The organism is Streptomyces sp. Pv4-95 (genome assembly GCF_045782725.1).
GTDB lineage: Bacteria > Actinomycetota > Actinomycetes > Streptomycetales > Streptomycetaceae > Streptomyces.
In genome coordinates this window covers 3,441,790-3,462,674 of the sequence record NZ_CP127172.1, presented here as the reverse complement: position 1 = coordinate 3,462,674, position 20,885 = coordinate 3,441,790, and the positions used below count along the sequence as shown (strand labels likewise).

The window sequence follows — 20,885 nt, the reverse complement described above, 5'->3', positions numbered from 1 at the left end:
GCCCCGGCCGCTCACCGCGTCCGGGGCGAAGTCGTACGGGATCCGGGGCGTCAGACGAAGTTCAGCGCGTCGCGGCCCAGGGGCGGTACGAGTCCCTCGGCCGCGGCGCGGGTGAGCAGCCCGCGGACCGCGGCGTAGCCGTCCTCGCCGAGGTCGGCCGTGAACTCGTTGACGTACAGCCCGATGTGCTGGTCGGCGACGGCCGGATCCATCTCCTGCGCGTGCGCCAGCACGTACGGCCGGGAGACCTCCGGTTCGTCCCAGGCCATCCGGACGGAGGTGCGGATGGCCGCGGCGAGCTCACGCAGCGCGTCCGTGCCCAGCGACCGCTTGGCGATGATCGCGCCGAGCGGGATCGGCAGCCCGGTCGTGTCCTCCCAGTGCTCGCCCATGTCGGCCAGGCAGGACAACCCGTAGTCCTGGTAGGTGAAGCGGGCCTCGTGGATGACCAGGCCGGCGTCGACCTTGCCGTCGCGGACGGCCGGCATGATCTCGTGGAACGGCAGCACGACGATCTCGCCGACGCCGCCCGGCACCTCGGCCGCGGCCCACAGCCGGAACAGCAGGTAGGCGGTGGACCGCTCGCTGGGCACCGCGACGGTCCGGCCCGCCAGGTCGGCGGCCCGGCCCGCCTCCCGGGTCAGCACCAGCGGCCCGCAGCCACGCCCCAGGGCGCCGCCGCAGGGCAGCAGGGCGTACTCCTCCAGCACCCACGGCAGCACCGCGTAGGACACCTTCAGCACATCGAACTCACCGCGCTCCGCCATGCCGTTGGTGAGGTCGATGTCGGCGAAGGTGACCGCGAGTTCCGGTGCGCCGGGGACGCGGCCGTGTGCCAGGGCGTCGAAGACGAAGGTGTCGTTCGGGCACGGCGAGTACGCGATGTCCAGCGGCCGGGTCACGGGGTCCTCCTCGGGGATGGCGGCTGTTCCGGAGCCGGTCCGGAGCCGGTGGGCGGCGCGGCCGAAAGCGCTTCGGGCAGTGTCCGGAACGCCTCGGTCAGGGCGGCGAGCGCCTCGCCGATCCGCCAGGAGGCGCGGTCGCGGGGGCCGACGCCGTTGGAGACCGCACGGATCTCCAGCACCGCCACGCCATGCGCGGCGGCCGCCTCGGCGACTCCGAACCCCTCCATCGCCTCGGCGAGCGCACCGGGGTGACGGGCGGTCAGCTCCGCGGCGCGGGCGGCGCTGCCGGTGACCGTCGAGACGGTCAGTACGGTCCCGGTCGCGGCGCCGGACGCCGAGGCGACGGCCTTCACCAGTGCGGGGTCGGGGCGGTGGGACACGGTGCCGAAGCCGAGTTCGGTGACCGGCACGAATCCTTCGGGTGTCTCCGCGCCCAGGTCGGCGGCGACGATCGCGTCCGCGACGACGACGCTGCCCAATGGCGCGCCCGGCGCGAAGCCACCGCCGATGCCGGAAGAGACGACCAGGTCGTACGGCTCGCCGGCGAGCGCGGCGGCGGTGAGCGCGGTGGCCGTGCCGGCGGCCGCGGCGGCCGGGCCGACGCCGACGGCCAGTGCGTCGAGCGCCGCGGCGGAACGCGGGCCGGCCGGCCGGGCCGCGCGCCGCAGGTCGTAACCGCCGGGCAGCGGCGAGGAGTCGTGGGGCCCCGCCGCGGCGCACACGGCGTCGCGCTCGGCGGCCACCGCGGTGACGGCAAGTACCCGCATCAGACGGCCCTCGGGGCGCCCGGCCGGAACTCCCTCAGAGGACTCAGTCCTTCTGCTTCAGCGTGAAGTGCCACATGGTCTTGGGGCCCTGGCCCGCGCCGAGCTCGGCCACCTGGAGCGTGACGGACTTGGTGTACGAGGTCTGGCCGGTCTGCGGGTTCTGCTGCGCGAAGAGCTCGTCCGAGTCGAAGCTGCGGTACGTCTCCTTGCTGGGCTCACGCATGACGGGTCCGCCACCGATGACGATCCAGCCGGACTTGGCGACGTCCGGCTCGACACCGACGCGCACCTTCTCACCCGGGCGCACCGTGATCGTCTTGCCGCCCTTCTTGGTGATGCAGGACTCGATCGTCTTCTTGTCGAGAACCTTGCCGTCACCGTCGCAGCCGGCGGTCGCCTCGGACGTCACCGTCGTGGATCCGACGGTCACCGTCGCCAAGGCGGTCGGCTTCTCGCAGGCGGAGAGGGTGATGAGACCCAGGGACACGGCACCGATGGCGGCAGCGGCACGGCGGCCCTTGCCCCAGGAGATCAACGCAGCGGTCATGCGGGCAGGCTATCGGGCGCCCCGGCTCCGGCCACGCGCGGGTGCGGCGTGCCGCGACTCAGGCCACGCGCGCGCCGGCCCCGCCGCCCCGCCGGGCGGCCCCCAGCAGTCCGCTGCCCGCCGCGATCAGTCCGGTCGCCACCAATGCCGAGGCCACCGACATGCCCACGACGCCGATCAGCGGCAGGGAGATCCCGATGGCGCCGCCGACCACCCACGACATCTGCAGCGCCGTCTCGGAGCGGGCGAACGCGGACGTACGGACCCCCTCGGGCACGTCGCGCTGGATCATCGCGTCCAGTGACAGCTTCGCCAGGGCCTGGCACAGACCCGCGGCGGCCGCCGCCGCGGTGACCACGACGATCGCCACCACGTTGTAGAAGACCGCCGCGAGGATCGTCACGGACAGGGCGAGCGCCAGCATCGAGGCGATGAGCCGCTCCGGGCCGCGCGCCTTCAGCCACGCGCCGATCGCGGTGCCCAGGGCGTTGCCGGTGCCTGCGGCGACCGCGACCAGGCCGAGCGAGGTCGCCGGCCCCAGCCCGCCCAGCGGGTGCTCGCGCAGCAGGAAGGCCAGGAAGAACGTCAGGAAGCCGGAGAGCGAGCGCAGGCAGGCGTTGGCCTGCAGCCCGTGCAGCACCGAGGGGCCGACCGTCCGCAGCCCGGGCCGCCGCTTGGTGAGCACCGAGCCCGCCGTCTCGTCCCGGGACGCCATCCGGGCCCGGACCTCGCCCTTGGCCGAGTCGACCTTGTGCGGCAGCGAGAACGACAGGAAGGTGCCGGTCACGAACACCACGAAGGCGCCGTACAGCGGCCAGCTCGGCCCGATCAGATGCAGCGCGCCGCCGATCGGCGCCGCCAGCCCGGTGGCCAGCAGCCCGGCGAGGGTCACCCGGGAGTTGGCCTTGACCAGCGCGATCCGCGGCGGCAGCAGCCGTGGCACCACCGCGCTCCTGACCACGCCGTACGCCTTGGACGACACCAGCACCCCCAGCGCCGCCGGATACAGCTCCAGGCCGCCGCCGGCCACCGCCCCCGCCATCGTCAGCGCCAGCAGGGCGCGGGCCAGCATCGAGCCGGCCATCGCCGCCCGGCGGCCGTGCGGCACCCGGTCCAGGAGCGGGCCGATGACCGGGGCGAGCAGCGCGAACGGCGCCATGGTGACCGCCAGATAGAGCGCCACCCGGCCCCGTGCCTGGTCCGTCGGCACCGAGAAGAACACCGTCGAGGCCAGCGCGACGGTGATCATCATGTCGCCCGCGGCGTTCACCGCGTGCAGTTCGATCAGCTTGCCCAGACCCGACTCGCCCGCGCCGTGCGCGTGGGTGGCGCGCCGTATACCGCGGGCCGCGCCCGTGAAGGGCCGGTGCAGGGCACGGCCGACGACCCGGCCCGCCCGGCGGGCCCGGTTGCCTTCTCCGCCCCTGGTCGATGCGCGCGACACCCGTGATGACTTCGACACCTTCGACGCCTTTGCGGCAGCCACCACGCCATACTGCCCCAACTCGCCCAGGAGATGGCACTTTCTCCGCTCTGCCGCGCGGGGCGCGCGGGCCCCCGGCGGCCGTCGGGGACAATTGGCGCTCCCGCCGAGGGATCGTCCACGGTTGAAGGGGTAGCGTGTGTAGCGCGCCACCGGCGGTCGTTTTTGGCCGCGCGCCTTACCGCGATCCCGCAGAATGGTTCGTAATAGGTGCGCTCGACCGAAACGATCGGGCGCGGACGTCGACGCGGTCCCCAGGTCCGCTCCGCCCGCCCCGGCCCCGCCGGTCGTCCGGACAGGACAGGACAGCTCCGGCTGGCGCACTCGTGAGACGGCGTGGAAGAGAGAATCGATTCTTGTGAGTGCTGCGATGCGAAGCCGTACCCCTGACCGCCTGTGCGCCGAGGCGGTCGATCTTGCGCGGGCGGCGGCGGAGGAAGCCGCGCTGCCGGGCATGGTCGGCGAGCACATCGACGCCGTCGCCGACGGAGACCGGGTGGTCACCCATCTCTTCGCCTGCAAGGAGCCCGGCTACCGGGGCTGGCGCTGGGCGGTGACGGTCGCCAGGGCCTCCCGCGCCAAGGTCGTCACGCTCGACGAGTCGGTGCTGCTGCCCGGCCCCGACGCGCTGCTCGCACCCGAGTGGGTGCCGTGGAGCGAGCGGCTGCGCCCGGGCGACATGGGCCCCGGCGATCTGCTGCCCACCGAGGCCGAGGACCTGCGCCTGGAGCCCGGCTACTCCGGCGAGGACGCACCGCCGCCGAACTCCGTGGTCGCCGACAAGGCGCCCGCCGGTCTCGTCGAGGATCTCGCCGAGGTCGAGGACGCCGATGTCACCACCGGCTCCCCGGCGGTCCAGCCGGCCCCCGCGCGGGGCAGTGCCGCGGCCGTCGCCCAGGAGCTGGGCATGGGCCGCGCCAGGGTGCTCTCCCGCTACGGCCTGCATGTCGCGGCCGACCGCTGGGAGGAGGCGTACGGCGCGAAGACCCCCATGGCGCAGGCCGCCCCGGCCTCCTGCGTGTCCTGCGGCTTCCTCACCCCGCTCACCGGCTCCCTGCGGCAGGCGTTCGGCGTCTGCGCCAACGAGTTCTCCCCGGCGGACGGCCGGGTCGTCTCGCTCGCCTACGGCTGCGGCGGGCACTCCGAGGCCGCCGTGATGCCGAAGCCGGCCCGGCCCGCCGAGCCGGTGATCGACGAGACCATCGTCGACGCGCTGTCGCTGCGCCCCGAGCGGGACGGCGGCTCGGTCGAGGACAGCGGGCCCGCCGAGGAGCTGGGCCACAGCTGACCCCCGGGGCGCGGCCCTGGAACGAGGGAACGCCACCGCACGACCCCGCGGTCACCGCTTTCAGCGGGACGTGGGCGCGGCGACGCATGTCCTGATGCCGATCCCCTCGCCCGGTGCGGCGACGGGATCACGCGCGCGGAAGTGTCGCCGGCCGCCCCGCAACTCTTGCCGTTCCTCGCGGCCGCGGCCGAGGGTGGTCGTAAGCCGTTCGGCGCGGTCGCGGGCACTTCCCAGGGCCCGCCACCGGCCGCGCCCGAACCGGCGGCGGCCGCCCCACCCGGACCCCGCCGCCGGCAACGGCGGGCAAAAGCACACCAGGCGCGGCACGGCGCGGCACACGGCAACGTGGGGCGATACCGTTCGGGCCACCGACCAAGTCGAGGGAGACGGACAGTGACCGGTACGGCGATGGTGCGCGGCGCGGCCGAAGGGGCGGACCCGTTCGGGACCGCGCGACTGCGGCGCGGCGTGCTGGACGCCTGGGCCGCCTCGCCGGCCCGGTTCCGCGAGGACGCCAACGCGGAGGAGGACCTCGCGCTCGGCGGCTACCGCGACCGTCTCGTGGTGGAGCTCGCGCAGAACGCCGCGGACGCCGCGGCCCGGGCCGGTGTACCGGGCAGGCTGCGGCTGACCCTGCACCCGTCGGACGGCATCGAGCCCGCCGTGCTCGTCGCGTCCAACACCGGCGCTCCGCTGGACGCCACCGGCGTCGAGTCGCTTTCGACCCTGCGCGCCTCGGCGAAGCGGGAGACCAGCGCCGCGGCCGGTGCGGTCGGCCGGTTCGGTGTCGGGTTCGCCGCCGTCCTGTCCGTCAGCGACGAGCCGGCGCTGGTGGGCCGCACCGGCGGTGTCCGCTGGTCCCTGGCCGAGGCCCGTGAGCTGGCGCAGGAGGTGGCCGCGCACAGCCCCGGCCTCGGGGGCGAGCTGCGCCGCCGGGACGGCCATGTGCCGCTGCTGCGGCTCCCGCTGCCCGCCGAGGGCGGCGCGCCCGAGGGCTACGACACCGCGGTGGTGCTGCCGCTGCGGGACGGCGCGGCGCGGGATCTCGCCGAGCGGCTCCTCGACGGTATCGACGCGGCGCTGCTGCTGACCCTGCCGGGGCTCTCCGACGTCGTGGTCGAGACCCCGGAAGGCGTCCGGGAGCTTCGCCGGCGCCGGGACGGCGACCTCGTCGTCATCGAGGACAGCGCGCGGGGCGCCACCCGCTGGCGGGTGGCGAGCGACGGCGGTCCGCTGGAGCCCGCGCTGCTCGCCGACCGCCCGGTCGAGGAGCGGCTGCGGCCGGTGTGGTCGGTGACCTGGGCGGTCCCGGTGGACGCCGAAGGGGCCCCGGCCCGGCCCGGTACCGCACCGGTGGTGCACGCCCCGACACCGACCGACGAGCCGCTCGGGCTGCCCGCGCTGCTGATCGCGTCCTTCCCGCTGGAGCCGACCCGGCGTCATGTCGCGCCGGGCCCGCTCGCCGACTTCCTCGTGGAGCGCGCCGCCGAGACGTACACGACGCTGCTGCGCGACTGGCAGCCGGTCTCGGTCGGCACCCTCGATCTGGTCCCGGGGCCGCTGGGCAAGGGCGGCCTGGACGGTGAGCTGCGCCGACGGGTGCTCGAACTGCTGCCGCGGGTGCGCTTCCTGCCGAGCGCCGGCGCGCCCGGTGACGCGGCGCCGGAGAAGCCCGAGCCGCAGGCGCCCGCGGAGGAATGGGACGAGGAGAGCGCGGAGCGCTTCGTGCTGCGTCCGGTGGACGCGGAGCTGGTGGAGGGCGCGGGCGCGGCGACGGTCGGGGTGCTGGCCGAGCTGTTCCCGAGCCTGCTGCCGGCCGGCCTCGAACGCCGTCCCGAGCTGCGGGCGTTGGGCGTCGCGCGGGTGCCGCTCGGGGAGATGGTGGACCGGCTCGCGGGCGTCGAGCGGGCGCCGGGCTGGTGGTGGCGGCTCTACGACGCGCTGGCGGGCACCGACCCGGACCGGCTGAGCGGGCTGCCGGTGCCGCTGGCGGGCCCGTCCGGGCAGCGTCCCGGCGGGGCGGGCGGCGTACGGACGACGATCGGGCCGCGCCAGGTGCTGCTGCCGATGGCCGGCGGGGCGGACGAGGAGGCCGCGGCGCGGCACCGGACGCTCGCCAGGCTCGGGCTGAAGGTCGCGCATCCGGACGCGGTGCACCCGCTGTTGGAGAAGCTGGGCGCCACTCCCGCCTCACCGCGTGCCGTGCTGACGACCCCGCAGGTCCGGGCGGCCGTGGCGAACTCGCTGGACGCCGACGAGGATGCCTACGACGTCTTCGCGGACGACATGGAGGACGGCCCGGGGGCTCCGCTGGGCGCGGACGCGCTGGCCGAGACGGTGCTCGGCCTGGTCCGGGACGCCAATCTCTTGCCGGGCGACGAACCGTGGCTGGCGGCGCTCGCCCTCCCCGACGAGGAGGGCGAACCGGCGCCCGCGGGGGAGCTGGTGTTCCCGGGGAGCGCCTTCGAGCAGGTCATCCGGGAGGGCGAACTCGCCGCCTGTGACGCGGAGTTGGCGGAGCGCTGGGGTGAGCAGCCGCTGACCGCGGTCGGCGTGCTGGCCGGCTTCGCGCTCGTACGGGCCACCGATGTGGTGCTCGACCCGGACGAACTGGAGCCCAGGGACGGCGATTTCGCGGAGCCGGACGACGCCGGACTGCTGGACGCGGTGGACGTCTGGTGCGAGGACGTGCTCGACGGGCTCCCGGAGACGCCCGTGCCGCCGGTGGTGACCGAGCTGGTCGCCGTGCGCGATCTGGAGCTGGTCGACGACGACGCCTGGCCGCAGGCCCTCGCGATGCTCTCCCGCCCGCCGCTGCGTGACGCGCTCACCGCGCCGGTGCGGGTGCTGCTGCCGGACGGCACCACGGAGTCCGTGCGGCCGTACACCGCGTGGTGGCTGCGAGGGCACCCGGTGCTGGACGGGCGGCGGCCCGCGGGGCTCCGGTCGGCCGGCGGCGATCCGCTGCTGGCCGGGCTGTACGAGTCGGCGGACGCCGGTGACGTCGATGCGCAGGTGCTCCGCGCGCTCGGGGTGCGCACCTCGGTGGCCGCGCTCCTGGAGGAGCCTGGCGGCGCGGCGGAGCTGCTGGGCCGGCTCGCCGATCCGGAGCTGCCGGTGGGCCCCACCCAACTGCACGCCCTCTACAGCGCGTTGGCCGACCTCGACCCCGAGCAGGTGACGCTGCCGGACGAGCTGCGGGCGGTGGTGGACGGCGAGGTCCGTGTGGTGGACGCGGCGGACGCGCTGGTCGCCGACGCGCCGGACCTGATGCCGCTGGCCGCGGGTCACGCGTTGCTGCCGGTGCGGCCCGCGCGGGCCGCCGAACTGACCGAGCTGCTCCAGGTGCGGCGGCTGAGCGAGGCGGTCGGTGCCGAGGTGCGCTCCGAGGGCACCCGGCACGAGGTCCCGGAGGCGGTGCGGGTGCTGCTCGGCGCCGGCACCCCGGAGGCGTACACGGAACACGAGGAGCTGCTGGTCGACGGCGGCGCCACGACGGTCGAGCTGGACTGGCGGTGGGCGCCGGACGGCACCCTGCACGCCGCGACGCTGGAGGGTGTCGCGGCCGGGCTGGCCTGGGCGGCGGGGCAGTGGCCGCGCCGGTTCGAGGTGGCGGCGCTGCTGGAGGACCCCGACCGGGGCGACGAGCTGGCGCGGGCGCGCTGGTTCGACTGAGCGACGGTGCGGGTGTCCGTGCCGTGCACCGCTCACCGGCGTGACGCAGGCCCCCGTCGCTCGGCGGGGGCCGCCGCCCACGTGCACCGGGCGGTCCGGCCGCCCCGGCGCCGCCGTACGGGATCAGTCCGAGCTGAACTTCTTGGCGATGCCCCAGATGAGCACGATCGCGGAGAGGGCGAGCACCAGCCACACCCACCACTCGGTGCTGCCGCCCCCGGAGGAGCTGCCCCCCGAGGTGTAGTGGTGGTGACGGTGCGAGCCCGCGAGCAGCTCGTGCATGAGGTCCCCGCTGTGGAATGCCATGGGCAGGGACCCTAGGGGGTGGCCGGTGCCCGACGCCATCGCCGGGCCGGATCCGTGACCTCGCCGAAACCGGGCCTCAGTCCGGCGCCCGGTGTCCCACCCACCGCCAGGCGGCCTCCAGCAGCACCGCCGCGACGACCGCGATGCCCACCGCCGTCCACGGCATGGTCGTCCCCACCAGCTTCAGATCGAAGAAGTGCTGCAGCCACGGAGTGATCAGGACGATCAGGAAGCACGCCCCCATCGTCAGGACCAGGCCGATGCGCCACCAGGTGTAGGGCCGGGCGATGATCACCAGCACCCACATCGCGGCGAGGAAGAGCGTCAGGGTCGCCGCACTGGTCTCGGCGGGGAGGGCGTCCGGACCGCTGTAGTGGCTGCGGGCCAGCAGATACGTGATGAAGGCCGCGGTCCCGGTGATCAGGCCGGACGGGACGGCGTACCGCATCACCCGCCGTACGAAATGCGGCCGCGCCCGCTCCGTGTTCGGCGCGAGCGCCAGGAAGAAGGCCGGGACGCCGATGGTCAGGGTGGACAGCAGCGTCAGATGCCGCGGCAGATACGGGTAGGGAATCTGCCAGCAGGCCACCAGGATCGCCAGCAGGACCGAGTAGACGGTCTTGGTGAGGAACAGGGTGGCGACGCGGGTGATGTTGCCGATCACCCGGCGGCCCTCGGCGACCACCGACGGCAGCGTCGCGAAGCTGTTGTTGAGCAGGACGATCTGCGCCACGGCGCGGGTGGCCTCGGAGCCGGACCCCATCGCCACGCCGATATCGGCGTCCTTCAGCGCCAGCACGTCGTTGACACCGTCGCCCGTCATCGCGACATGGTGGCCGCGCGACTGCAGGGCACCGACCATGTCCCGCTTCTGCCGCGGGGTGACGCGGCCGAAGACCGCCCCCTCCTCCAGCGCCGACGCCATCTCGTCCGTCTCGGCAGGCAGCTTCCGGGAATCCACCGGTTCCTGCGCGCCGGGCAGCGCGAGCTTCGCGGCCACCGCGCCCACCGAGACCGCGTTGTCGCCGGAGATGACCTTCGCCTGGACGTCCTGGTCCGCGAAGTAGCGCAGGGTGTCCGTGGCATCCGGGCGCAGCCGCTGCTCCAGGACGACCAGCGCCGTGGGCGTCACGTCCCGCGCGACGGCGGAGTCGTCCAGCTCCCGCTCGCTGCGGGCCAGCAGCAGGACCCGCAGGCCCTGGGCGTTGAGGTCGTCGATCTCACCGAGGGCGGCATCGGCGGCGGGCAGCAGCACATCGGGCGCGCCCAGCAGCCAGGTGCTGCTCTCGCCGTGCGGGTCGTTGAAGGAGGCTCCGCTGTATTTGCGGGCCGAGGAGAAGGGCAGTGACTCCGTGCAGCGCCATCCGGGAGCCGCGGGGTAGGTGTTGATGATCGCTTGCAGGGAGGCGTTGGGCCGCGGATCGGACTCGCCGAGGGCGCCGAGCACCTGCCGGACGTAGGGCTCGTCCGGCCCGTTGCGCGCGGCATCCGTTCCGCTCGCCGCCCCCTCCCCGGAGGCGGGCGTCAGCAGGCGCAGCGCGCTGACGTCCATGCCGCCTTCGGTGAGCGTGCCGGTCTTGTCCAGGCAGACCACGTCCACCCGTGCCAGGCCCTCGATGGCGGGCAGCTCCTGGACCAGGCACTGCTTGCGGCCGAGCCGGATGACGCCGATGGCGAAGGCGACGGAGGTGAGCAGCACCAGGCCCTCGGGGATCATCGGCACGATCCCGGCGACCATCCGCCGCACGGCCTCGTCGCCCGTCAGGTTGAGGGTGTAGAGGTGGCTGAGGATGAGGCCGATCGCGGTCGGGACCATCATCCAGGTGACGTACTTCAGGATCTGGCTGATGCCGGTGCGCAGCTCGGAGTGGACCAGCGTGAACCGGCTGGCCTCCTCCGCGAGCTGCGCGGCGTACGCCTGCCGGCCGACCTTCGTCGCGGTGAAGGCGCCACCGCCCGCGACGACGAAGCTGCCGGACATCACCGGCTCACCGGGCTTCTTCAGCACGGGGTCGGCCTCGCCGGTCAGCAGCGACTCGTCGATCTCCAGGCCGTCGCTCTCCAGTACCTCGCCGTCGACGATGATCTTGTCGCCGGGCCCCAGCTCGATCAGCTCCCCGAGGACGACCTCGGAGGTGGGGATGTCGGCGGCCACCCCGTCGCGCCGGACCGTCGGTCTCGCCTCGCCGATGACGGCGAGGTGGTCCAGGGTCTTCTTGGCGCGCAGCTCCTGAACGATGCCGATGCCGGTGTTGGCGACGATCACGAAGCCGAACAGCCCGTCCTGGATCGGCCCGACGATCAGGATGATCACGAAGAGGACGCCGATGATGGCGTTGAACCGGGTGAAGACGTTGGAGCGGACGATCTCGGTGGCCGAGCGCGAGGAGCGTACGGGGACGTCGTTGACCTCGCCCCTGGCCACCCGTTCGGCGACCTCGGCCGCGGTCAGTCCGCGGTGCGCCGGAGCGGAAGCGGACCTGCCGCCCGGCTCCGGCTCCTCGACGTCGGTCCTCGCCCGCTGCGTCATGCCCTCGACGTTACGGGCGCAAGGGGCAAATCACCTGCCGGCTGGGCGTTCGGCGGTGGGGGAGGCCGCGTCGGATCGCGTGGCGGCCGGGTGGGTCAGGTGGCGTCCGGGGCTCCCGCCGCGCGCTTGATCGCGGCGTCGCGCCGGCGGACGTACCAGATGCCGAGCAGGCCGAGGGCGCCGCCGGCCAGGCACGTCCACACCCACCAGGTGAGGTCGTGGTCGGCGTACCAGCCGTAGAAGGGGAGCTGGCCGAGGAAGAGCACGAACCAGATGACGGTGCCGCCGGTGATCGTGCCGACGACCGGCCCCTCAAGAGGCGCCGGGGCCTCGCGCAGTTCGGACTTCTTCCACATGGTGCCCAGCTTACGGGGCGGCCGGAGGGCGGTTCCGGGCGGCGGCCCGGAAACCGGCAGGCCGCGAGGAGGCCATATGGCACAAGGGTCTACGCGCGGAGATAGCGATCACGGAATTGTTTATTCATACTGAACCTTTCTGGATCTGACTGGTTTGGCTCGTTGATTCCTCCAATCTGATCCGGTTGTTCATGTTCTGGGCCTCCGGGCCCCCGTGCCGCCTCCAGGCCCTGTCCGACTGAGGTCCCCGCATGCCGCCCTCGGCCACCACGCCGGTCGACGCCCTTCACGACCCCGGCCCCAAGCCCCCCAAGAACGGCTTCGACCGCTTCTTCAAGATCTCCGAGCGGGGGTCGACGGTCTCCCGCGAGCTGCGTGGCGGGCTCGCGACCTTCTTCGCGATGGCTTACATCATCGTGCTGAACCCGATCATTCTCGGCGCCGGCCATGACAAGTTCGGCCACCAGCTCGACAACGCCCAGCTGGTCACCGCGACCGCTCTGATGGCCGGTCTGAGCACGGTGCTGATGGGTGTCCTCGGCAACGTCCCGATCGCCATCGCCGCCGGCCTGGGCATCAACGCCGTCGTCTCGCTGCAGCTCGCCCCCAAGATGAGCTGGCCGGACGCGATGGGCATGGTCGTGCTCGCCGGCCTGGTGCTGATGGTCCTGGTCGCCTCGGGGCTGCGGCAGCGGGTGATGGACGCGATCCCGAACGGGCTCCGGCGGGCCATCGCGATCGGCATCGGCCTGTTCATCTCGCTGATCGGCCTGGTCGACGCGGGCTTCGTCACCCGCAACCCGGACGCCGCGCAGACGACCGTGCCGATGGGTCTCGGCCAGGGGGGTCAGCTCACGGGCTGGCCGGTGCTGGTCTTCGTCGTCGGCCTGGTGCTGATGTTCATGCTGGTCGTGCGGAAGACCAAGGGCGCGATCCTCATCGGCATGGTCACCATGGCCGTCGTGGCGATCATCATCAACTCCATCGCCACCATCCCGGACGCGGAGTGGGGCCTTGCGGTCCCGAACGTCCCGGACAGCATCGTCGGCGCACCGGACTTCGGCCTGATCGGCGAGATCAGCCTCTTCGGCGGCTTCAAGGACGTCGGCCTCCTCACCGGCTGCCTGTTCGTCTTCACCGTTCTGCTCTCCGGCTTCTTCGACGCGATGGGCACGATCATCGGCGTCGGCGAGGAGGCCGGACTGACCGACGAGAACGGCAACCTGCCGGGCATGGGCCGGATCCTGATGGTCGACGGCATCGCGGTCGCGGCCGGCGGCGCCTGCTCGGCCTCCGCCAACACCTGCTTCGTGGAGTCCACGGCGGGCGTCGGCGAGGGGGCCCGCACCGGCCTTGCGAACGTGATGACCGGCGGTCTCTTCCTGCTGGCGCTGGTCTTCACGCCCCTGGCGACCGTCGTGCCCTCGCAGGCCGCGACGCCCGCACTGATCGTCGTCGGTTTCCTGATCATGGCCTCGAACGTCAAGGAGATCGACTGGGGCGACTTCACCGTCGGCATCCCGGCGTTCTTGACGATGGTCTCGATGCCGTTCACCTACAGCATCACCAACGGCATCGGCATGGGCGTCCTCGCCTTCATCCTGCTGCGGACGGCGACCGGTCGCTTCAAGGAGATCCCGTGGCTGCTGAACGCCGTCGGGCTGTGCTTCCTCGTCTACTTCCTGCTGAACCCGATCGAGCAGGTGCTCGGGGTCAGGTGACCCGCGTTCCGAGCGGCGGCGCCGTGTGCGGTGCCGGGCCGGGGGCGGTGCCCCAGCCGCCCAGCCGCTCCGTCTCGTCGACCGACGTCTGAAAGCGTTCGTCGAAATCATCGCGAATGAGCGTCCGGACCACATAGTCCTGGACGCTCATTCCGCGTTTTGCGGCGTGCTGCTTGATGCGCTCCAGCAGCTCCCCGTCGACGCGCAGGCTGAGCACTCTCGATCCCATAGGAATACCGTCCCCGCGCGATCCGGTCGGGCGTGTCGCTTTCGGCTGCACCCTCACCCGAATGGGTGATCCAGGGGAGGTCTCGTCCTGCGACTTTCCTTAGAAAAGGTAATGAGTTATGCTAACGAACATGCCGGAACTGTCCAGCGGCGACGACGCTGCCGCCGTGAACGCGCTGCGGTCCGCCGTGATGCGCCTGTCCCGCCGACTCAAGCACCAGCGGGTCGACGAGTCGCTGAGCCCCACCGAGATGTCGGTGCTCGGCACCCTCGCCCGGTGCGGCCACGCCACGCCCGGTGAGCTGGCCCGCAAGGAGCATGTGCAGCCGCCGTCGATGACGCGCATCGTGGCCATGCTGGAGGCCAAGGGACTGGTCCGGCTGGAGCCCCACCCCGACGACCGCCGGCAGAAGGTCGTCACGCAGACCGAACAGGCCGAGGCGATGCTCGAGGAGAGCCGCCGCAAGCGCAATGCCTGGCTCGCCGAGCTGGCCTCAGGGTTGGACGATGACGAGTGGGCCAAGATCCGGGCCGCCGCGCCCGTGCTGGAGAAACTCGCCCAGTTGTAAGGACCCACGCCGAGGAGGCGAACCCACTTTGAGTACGGGATCCGGAGCAGACTCCGCCCCCGCACCGAACTCCCACCACGACGCGGTTTCCGGCGACGCGACCGCGACCGCTCCGGGCACCGCCCCGGGTGCCGCCGCCGGCCCCGCCGCCCCGCCGCGCAGGGGCATGTTCAGCTCACTCCGCATCCGGAACTACCGTCTTTTCGCCACCGGCCAGGTGGTGTCCAACACCGGTACGTGGATGCAGCGCATCGCCCAGGACTGGCTGGTGCTCAGCCTGACCGGCTCGTCCGCCGCCGTCGGCATCACCACCGCGCTGCAGTTCCTGCCGATGCTGCTCTTCGGGCTCTACGGCGGTGTCATCGCGGACCGCTTCGCCAAGCGCACGCTGCTGCTGATCACCCAGTCCGCCATGGGACTCACCGGCCTCGCCCTCGCCGTGCTCACCCTCAGCGGCCACGTGCAGGTATGGCACGTCTACCTGGTGGCCTTCGTCCTCGGCCTGGTCACGGTCCTCGACAACCCCTCCCGGCAGGCGTTCGTCGTCGAGATGGTCGGGCCGGACGACCTGCGCAACGCCGTCAGCCTCAACTCCGCCAACTTCCAGTCCGCCCGGCTCATCGGGCCCGCGGTCGCGGGTGTGCTGATCACGGCCTTCGGTAGCGGCTGGGCCTTCCTCTTCAACGGCCTGTCGTTCATCGCGCCGCTCGCCGGGCTGCTGATGATGCGTACCGCGGAACTCCACAAGGTCGAGCGGGTCCCGCGCAGCAAGGGGCAGTTGCGGGAGGGCCTGCGCTATGTGTCGGGACGTCCCGAGCTGGTCTGGCCGATCGTGCTGGTCGGCTTCATCGGCACCTTCGGCTTCAACTTCCCGATCTGGCTGACGGCGTTCACGTACAAGGTCTTCCATGAGGGCGCCGGCACCTACGCGCTGTTCAACGGCCTCATGGCGGCCGGATCCCTGATCGGCGCGCTGCTCGCGGCCCGCCGTGCGTCCTCCCGGCTGCGGCTGCTGGTGGGCGCGGCGCTGCTGTTCGGCGCCCTGGAGATGACGGCCGCGCTCGCGCCGTCGTTCTGGCTGTTCGCGGCGCTGCTCGCCCCGATCGGCATGGTCGGCCTGACGATCAACGTCACCGCCAACTCCAGCGTGCAGCTGGCCACCGACCCGCTGATGCGGGGCCGGGTGATGAGCCTGTTCATGATGGTCTTCATGGGCGGCACACCGCTCGGCGCGCCCCTGGTCGGCTGGATCACGGACGCCTGGGGCGCCCGGATCGGCTTCCTGGCGGGCGGTGTGATCTCCGCGCTGGCCGCGGCGCTGATCGGCCTGATCCTCGCCCGGGTGGGCGGGCTGCGGCTGAAGATAGATCTGCGTCGCGGGCACCAGCACGTGGCGTTCGTACCCCGGACGGTCTCGCCGTCCTCGGAGCAGCACCTCACGGCGGCTGCCTGAGTTCGCCGCCGACCGCGATCACCGCATTACGCCCCGCCGGCCGTGCCGGCGGGGCGCGGTGCTGTCCTGGCGGCCTGTCGGGGAGGTGGGCGCCGGGCGCACCGGAGGCCGTGCTGGAAATGGAAGTCATTGTCATTAAAGGCTAGAGTGGCGGTCCCAGCCGCCACACCACCAGGGACCGCTGTGCACGACCGACGACGCGAGCCGCAGAGCGCCGGCCCGTACACCATCCGGGACGCTCTGCCGCAGGACTGCGACGGTGCGCGCCGGGTCATGCTGGAGACCTTCTACCGCGAGTTCTCCTACGGATATGTGCCTGCCTGGCACGCCGATGTCATCGATGTCCAAGGGGCCTATCTCGACAACCCGCGCCACCGCCTGGTCGTCGCCGTCGCGGGCGACGAGGTGGTGGGGACCACCGGGCTGCTGTCGCGCGGCCCCGCGCATCCGCCTCACCCCCGGTGGATCGCCGAGCGCTACCCCTCCGGGAGCACCGCACAGCTCGTACGTGTCTATGTCGCCCCCGCGCACCGGCGGCACGGACTCGCCCGCGCCATGGTCGAGCGGGCCTGTGAATTCGCCGCCACCGAGGGCGGGTACCGCACGGTCTATCTGCACACCAACGTCGACATCCCCGGCGCGCGCGCCTTCTGGGACAGCCTTGCCAAGGAGGTCTGCGACGCCCGGGAGACCGGCGAGCACGGGGCGGGATTCGGGACCGTGCACTACGAGATCCCGCTGCCGGGGTGAGAAGTGCCGCCGCGGAGGGCGGGCCGGGTCGGGCCGCCGCGCTCGGCCCGGCGCCCGGAAATCCGGGCGCGACGGCCGGCCGACGAGTGAGACTGTGCCGTATGAGACTCTTCGCCGCCGTCCTGCCGCCCGCCTCCGCCGCCGACGAACTGGCCGACGAGGTGCAGAAGTTGAAGTCCCTCCCGGGGGCGGGCCGGCTGCGCTGGACCGGACGGGAAGGGTGGCACTTCACTCTCGCCTTCTACGGCGAGGTGGCGGAGGAGCTGCTGCCCGAGCTGCACGAGCGGCTGGCGCGCGCAGCGCGGCGCAACGCACCCTACGAGCTGCGGATCTCCGGCGGGGGACGCTTCTCCGACCGGGTGCTGTGGGCGGGGGCCGAGGGCGACCGGGCGGTCATGCAGAAGCTGGCGGACTCGGCGGCGGCCGGGGCGCGGCGCGCCGGGGTGCCGATGGCGGAGCACCGCGCCTACCACCCCCACCTCACACTCGCCAGGAACCGCACCGACGACCTGGACATCGCCCCGTTCGTGGGCGCCCTGGACGGCTTCGTGGGCACGCCGTGGACCGTCGGGGAACTGGCCCTGGTGCGCAGCCATCCGCCCGTCGACGGCATCGCGGGCAAGCAGCCCCGGTACGAGACGGTGGCCGCCTGGCCCCTGGGTCGCTGAAGCGTTCGGATCCCGCCCCGTTACGCTCAAGGGGTGGATCCCAAAACCCGTAACCGGATCATGTCCGGTCTTTTCGCCGTGCTGCTCGTCGTCGTGATCGTGGCGGCGGCCTTCCGCTGACCACCGGGCCCGGCAGGCACCCGGCGGCCGGTCATCGCCGGGCCGCCGGGCGCACGTCACTCACCAGGCGAAGGACTCCGGCGAGGGGCCGGGGCCGGGGAAGATCTCGTCGAGGGACACGAGGAGATCGTCCGGCAGCGTCAGCTCGACGGCGCGCAGCGCGGAGGCGAGCTGGTCGGTGGTGCGCGGGCCCACGATCGGCCCCGTCACCCCGGGACGGGTGAGCAGCCAGGCCAGCGCGACCTCTCCCGGCTCCAGGCCGTGCTTGTCGAGCAGGTCCTCGTAGGACTGGATCTGCGCGCGGATCGCGGAATTGGCCAGCGCGTCCGCGGAGCGCCCGGATGCAGAGCGCGCCGAGCCGCCCTCCCGCTCCTTGCGGATGGCTCCGCCGAGCAGTCCGCCGTGCAGCGGCGACCACGGGATGACGCCCATGCCGTAGCCCTCGGCGGCCGGGATGACCTCCATCTCGGCGCGCCGTTCCGCGAGGTTGTAGAGGCACTGCTCGCTGACCAGGCCGAGCGAACCGCGCCGCGCGGCCGTCTCGTTGGCGCGGGCGATGTGCCAGCCGGCGTGGTTGGACGAGCCGACGTAGAGGATCTTGCCCTGCTGGACCAGGACGTCCATGGCCTGCCAGATCTCGTCCCAGGGCGTGTCCCGGTCGACGTGGTGGAACTGGTAGAGGTCGATGTGGTCGGTGCCCAGCCGCTTGAGGCTGGCGTCGACCGCGCGCCGGATGTTGAGAGCGGAGAGCTTGTCGTGGTTGGGCCAGACCGGCTCGCCGTCGGTCGCCATGTTGCCGTAGACCTTGGTGGCCAGCACGGTCTTGTCGCGCCGGCCGCCGCCCTTGGCGAACCACGAGCCGACGATCTCCTCCGTGCGGCCCTTGTTCGCGCCCCATCCGTAGACGTTGGCGGTGTCGAAGAAGTTGACGCCGGCGCCGAGCGCGGCGTCCATGATGGTGTGGCTTGCGGCCTCGTCGGTCTGAGGCCCGAAGTTCATCGTCCCGAGGACGAGTCGGCTGACCTTGAGTCCGGTGCGTCCGAGCTGCGTGTACTCCATAGCTGCTCAGCCAACGCCTTCGAGTGCGCTCGAATCAAGGGCCGCAGGGGCGCGTCGTGGGCGGAAAGCGACGTGGGCACCGGCCCCCGGGCAGCACGTCCGGGCTCAGCCGACGGGAGTCCCGTGCGCCTCGCGGACCCGGCGTATCCCCGGTGCCCCGTACGCCGCTCCGACCCCCCACGCCTGGTGCATCGCGTCGGCGAACGCGCCCGCCAGGAGGTGCTCGCCCTCGGGCGAGGGGTGCGTCCCGTCGTACGTCGCGCGCGGGATCTCCCACCCGGCAGGCTCGGAGGCCAGCAGCAGAGGGGAGGCGGGCGTCGAGAGGTCGGCAACGGCCTTGCCGAGCAGCTCGTTGAAGCGCACGCACTCCGCGCCGAACGGGCCGTCGGTCACCGCCCGCACATTGGGTATCACGGGCATCAGTACCGCCCGGATGTGCGGCGCGGCCTCGCGGGCCTCCGCCACGAACTGCCGCACGTTCTCCGCGGTCTGCTCGGCGTTCGTGTAGAAGCCGAGGTCTATCAGGCCGAGCGAGACCAGCAGGGTGTCGGCGTCGTGCCGACGGACGGCGTCCCCGATCAGCGGCGCCATGTGCAGCCAGCCCTCGCCCCAGCCGGCGAGATGACGGCGGGCGGGCCCGGGGAAGCCCGGATCGCCGTAGTCGTGTGAGGTGGGGGTGTCGCGGAGGGTGTCATGGAGCGCGCAGCGCGGCCCGACGATGCGGTAGGGGCCGCCGAAACTCGCGTTCAGGTGCTGCCACATGCGGTAGCGCCAGGTGAAATCGCCGGTGTGCCCGACCGTCATCGAGTCACCGACGAACATGATCCTCATCCGGCCATGATGGCCGACAACCCCTACGGCCCGGTACGTGACGCTGGACACGCCGTACGCGCGGTGTCGCCGCGGATGGCAGTCTGTGCCCATGCGTTCGCTTCTGTGCGCGGCCGGTGCCGCGGGGATTGTGCTGTGTGCGGCGGTCGCGCCGGCCGCGGCCGACGAGTCCGACGGCTTCACCCTCACCGATCCCAGGATCACCGAGTCCAGCGGGCTGGCCGCCAGCCGCGCGCACCCCGGCGTCTACTGGACCCACAACGACAGTGACGACGGGCCGTTCATCTACGCCGTCGACGGCGCGTCCGGCAAGACGCTCGCCACCATCACGCTGCGCGGGGTCGGCGATCCGCGCGACGTGGAGGCGATCTCGGTCGGCGCGGACGGCAACGTCTACGTCGGGGACATCGGGGACAACCTCGGCGGCTCCTGGAACCACGTCTGGATCTACCGCTTCCCCGAACCGAAGCAGTTGCGCAGCGCCACGGTCACGGCGGCGCAGTTCACCGTGAAGTACGCGGACGGGCCCCGGGACGCCGAGGCGCTGATGGTGCATCCGAAGACCGGCCGCGTCTACCTGGCCAGCAAGAAGGAGGGGGGCGGCGGCGCGCTGTACGAGGGCCCTGCGCACCTCACCACGTCCGGCACCAACACCTTCCGCAAGGTGGCGCCGATCGATCTGTGGGTGACCGACGGGGCCTTCTCGCCCGACGGCACCCGGCTGGTGATGCGCAGTTACTTCGGGGCCCGGATGTACCGCTGGCAGGACGGCCGCCCCAGGGACATCGGCAGTGTGGGTGTGCCGATCCAGCAGCAGGGCGAGTCGGTGACGTTCACCGCGGACGGCCGGACGCTGATGTACGGCTCCGAGGGCGGCGACAGCGAGGTCCGGCCGGTCGGTCTGAGCGGCGATCAGCTGCCGGAGTCGGCGGGCAAGGAGACGGCCGGGGCCGCCGGATCCGACGCCAACGGCGGGCAGGACGAGGACGGTTCGCCGCTGAACCCGAGCTTCGGCAAGGGGGCCATGGTCTTCGTGGCGGCGACGGTGCTGGTCATCGCGCTCCGCAGGCTGCTGCGGCGGCGCCGGTAGGGCCACCTGCGCCAAGGGGGGGCATCCCTCAGGAGGTGACGTCCGTGCTGTCATCCCGGCTCGACGCAGGCCCGTCGTCGCCCTCGTTCTCGATCAGCCGCAGCTCGTAGTGCAGCGTCCGCTCCTTCTTCAGGCGGTGGGTCAGCGGCACCACGAGGCCGTGCAGAAGCGGGTACTTGCGGGTCAGCGCACGCTCGGCGCGGCGGTACTCCCGGGAGGCCGGGTCCAGCAGGCGCAGACGGGCGGGGTGGTTGGGCCCGGTGGGCCGGCCGCGCCAGGTGGCGGCGCAGAACTCCGCCTCCGGGAAGTTGCGCAGCCGCTTGGCCTTGCCCGAGCTGCTGTAGGTGCGGACATAGGCGTGGTCGCCGTCCACGGCGATGTTGACGGCGCTGCCGACGCCCGTGCCGTCACGCTTGTACGTGGTGAGCAGCACGACCGCCTGGCGTACGAAGGGCGAGAGGCCGGGCTCCGCGGGAGTCGTCATGCTCTCCATACAGGCACAGCCGGGCCGGTTCGTCATGCCCCGGTACGGCCGTTCG

General features: G+C 72.7%; 19 protein-coding genes. 8 read left to right on the top strand and 11 right to left on the bottom strand.

Going from position 1 to position 20,885, the window contains the following annotated elements; translation table 11 throughout:
• Positions 1-50 precede the first annotated feature (50 nt).
• The 4 genes from QOM21_RS15115 to QOM21_RS15100 are packed head-to-tail and all read right to left on the bottom strand — an operon-like array spanning position 51 to position 3,681.
• Positions 51-902, bottom strand: a complete 852-nt coding sequence (locus tag QOM21_RS15115) for a 1,4-dihydroxy-6-naphthoate synthase (protein WP_407550481.1) — start codon at positions 900-902, stop codon at positions 51-53.
• A complete protein-coding gene (locus tag QOM21_RS15110) occupies positions 899-1,672 on the bottom strand; it encodes a futalosine hydrolase (RefSeq protein WP_407550479.1) in 774 nt (257 codons plus the stop codon). Before QOM21_RS15110 ends, QOM21_RS15115 begins: the two co-directional genes overlap by 4 nt.
• Positions 1,673-1,715: 43 nt before the next feature.
• A complete protein-coding gene (locus QOM21_RS15105) occupies positions 1,716-2,219 on the bottom strand; it encodes a hypothetical protein (protein WP_393894751.1) in 504 nt (167 codons plus the stop codon).
• 58 nt (positions 2,220-2,277) lie between these two features.
• On the bottom strand, positions 2,278-3,681 hold the full coding sequence (locus QOM21_RS15100) for an MFS transporter (RefSeq protein ID WP_407550477.1): 1,404 nt from the start codon (positions 3,679-3,681) through the stop codon (positions 2,278-2,280).
• 391 nt (positions 3,682-4,072) lie between these two features.
• On the opposite strand from QOM21_RS15100, the gene QOM21_RS15095 reads away from it, so the two are divergent.
• Together QOM21_RS15095 and QOM21_RS15090 are read left to right on the top strand one after the other, a co-directional pair.
• Positions 4,073-4,990, top strand: a complete 918-nt coding sequence (locus QOM21_RS15095) for a DUF3027 domain-containing protein (protein ID WP_407550476.1) — start codon at positions 4,073-4,075, stop codon at positions 4,988-4,990.
• 408 nt (positions 4,991-5,398) lie between these two features.
• Complete coding sequence (locus QOM21_RS15090) at positions 5,399-8,665, top strand: sacsin N-terminal ATP-binding-like domain-containing protein (protein WP_407555681.1); 3,267 nt, start codon at positions 5,399-5,401, stop codon at positions 8,663-8,665.
• Positions 8,666-8,788: 123 nt separating this feature from the next.
• On the opposite strand, the gene QOM21_RS15085 is transcribed toward QOM21_RS15090, so the two are convergent.
• The 3 genes from QOM21_RS15085 to QOM21_RS15075 all read right to left on the bottom strand — a co-directional run bounded on the left by QOM21_RS15085 (position 8,789) and on the right by QOM21_RS15075 (position 11,857).
• Positions 8,789-8,971, bottom strand: a complete 183-nt coding sequence (locus tag QOM21_RS15085) for a hypothetical protein (RefSeq protein WP_407550474.1) — start codon at positions 8,969-8,971, stop codon at positions 8,789-8,791.
• A gap of 76 nt (positions 8,972-9,047) precedes the next feature.
• Positions 9,048-11,501 carry an HAD-IC family P-type ATPase gene (locus QOM21_RS15080; RefSeq protein ID WP_407550472.1) on the bottom strand — a complete coding sequence of 818 codons (2,454 nt, stop codon included), beginning with the start codon at positions 11,499-11,501 and terminating at the stop codon, positions 9,048-9,050.
• Between the two features lie 95 nt (positions 11,502-11,596).
• Positions 11,597-11,857, bottom strand: a complete 261-nt coding sequence (locus QOM21_RS15075) for a DUF2530 domain-containing protein (RefSeq protein ID WP_407550470.1) — start codon at positions 11,855-11,857, stop codon at positions 11,597-11,599.
• Positions 11,858-12,108: 251 nt separating this feature from the next.
• Here QOM21_RS15075 and QOM21_RS15070 point away from each other — a divergent pair, with 251 nt between their 5' ends.
• On the top strand, positions 12,109-13,578 hold the full coding sequence (locus tag QOM21_RS15070; protein WP_407550468.1) for an NCS2 family permease: 1,470 nt from the start codon (positions 12,109-12,111) through the stop codon (positions 13,576-13,578).
• Here the strand turns inward: QOM21_RS15070 and QOM21_RS15065 are convergent.
• Complete coding sequence (locus QOM21_RS15065) at positions 13,571-13,807, bottom strand: hypothetical protein (RefSeq protein WP_407550466.1); 237 nt, start codon at positions 13,805-13,807, stop codon at positions 13,571-13,573. The genes QOM21_RS15070 and QOM21_RS15065 overlap by 8 nt on opposite strands.
• 130 nt (positions 13,808-13,937) lie before the next feature.
• Here QOM21_RS15065 and QOM21_RS15060 point away from each other — a divergent pair, with 130 nt between their 5' ends.
• From QOM21_RS15060 to thpR, 4 genes are all read left to right on the top strand, one after another.
• Positions 13,938-14,375, top strand: a complete 438-nt coding sequence (locus QOM21_RS15060; RefSeq protein WP_407550464.1) for a MarR family winged helix-turn-helix transcriptional regulator — start codon at positions 13,938-13,940, stop codon at positions 14,373-14,375.
• A 28-nt stretch (positions 14,376-14,403) separates the two neighbouring features.
• Positions 14,404-15,828 carry an MFS transporter gene (locus QOM21_RS15055; protein ID WP_407550462.1) on the top strand — a complete coding sequence of 475 codons (1,425 nt, stop codon included), beginning with the start codon at positions 14,404-14,406 and terminating at the stop codon, positions 15,826-15,828.
• A gap of 183 nt (positions 15,829-16,011) precedes the next feature.
• A complete protein-coding gene (locus tag QOM21_RS15050) occupies positions 16,012-16,578 on the top strand; it encodes a GNAT family N-acetyltransferase (protein WP_407550459.1) in 567 nt (188 codons plus the stop codon).
• A gap of 101 nt (positions 16,579-16,679) precedes the next feature.
• Positions 16,680-17,246 carry an RNA 2',3'-cyclic phosphodiesterase gene (gene thpR / locus QOM21_RS15045; protein WP_407550457.1) on the top strand — a complete coding sequence of 189 codons (567 nt, stop codon included), beginning with the start codon at positions 16,680-16,682 and terminating at the stop codon, positions 17,244-17,246.
• A 180-nt stretch (positions 17,247-17,426) separates the two neighbouring features.
• Here thpR and QOM21_RS15040 read toward each other — a convergent pair whose 3' ends face one another.
• On the bottom strand, positions 17,427-18,425 hold the full coding sequence (locus tag QOM21_RS15040; protein ID WP_407550456.1) for an aldo/keto reductase: 999 nt from the start codon (positions 18,423-18,425) through the stop codon (positions 17,427-17,429).
• Positions 18,426-18,530: 105 nt separating this feature from the next.
• A complete protein-coding gene (locus QOM21_RS15035; protein ID WP_407555680.1) occupies positions 18,531-19,247 on the bottom strand; it encodes a GDSL-type esterase/lipase family protein in 717 nt (238 codons plus the stop codon).
• A 100-nt stretch (positions 19,248-19,347) separates the two neighbouring features.
• On the opposite strand from QOM21_RS15035, the gene QOM21_RS15030 reads away from it, so the two are divergent.
• Positions 19,348-20,346 (top strand): hypothetical protein, encoded by a 999-nt coding sequence (locus tag QOM21_RS15030; protein ID WP_407550454.1) that lies wholly within the window; start codon positions 19,348-19,350, stop codon positions 20,344-20,346.
• A 28-nt stretch (positions 20,347-20,374) separates the two neighbouring features.
• On the opposite strand, the gene QOM21_RS15025 is transcribed toward QOM21_RS15030, so the two are convergent.
• Entirely contained in the window at positions 20,375-20,830 is a 456-nt protein-coding gene (locus tag QOM21_RS15025; protein WP_407550452.1) for a PPOX class F420-dependent oxidoreductase, read from the bottom strand.
• Positions 20,831-20,885: the final 55 nt, after the last annotated feature.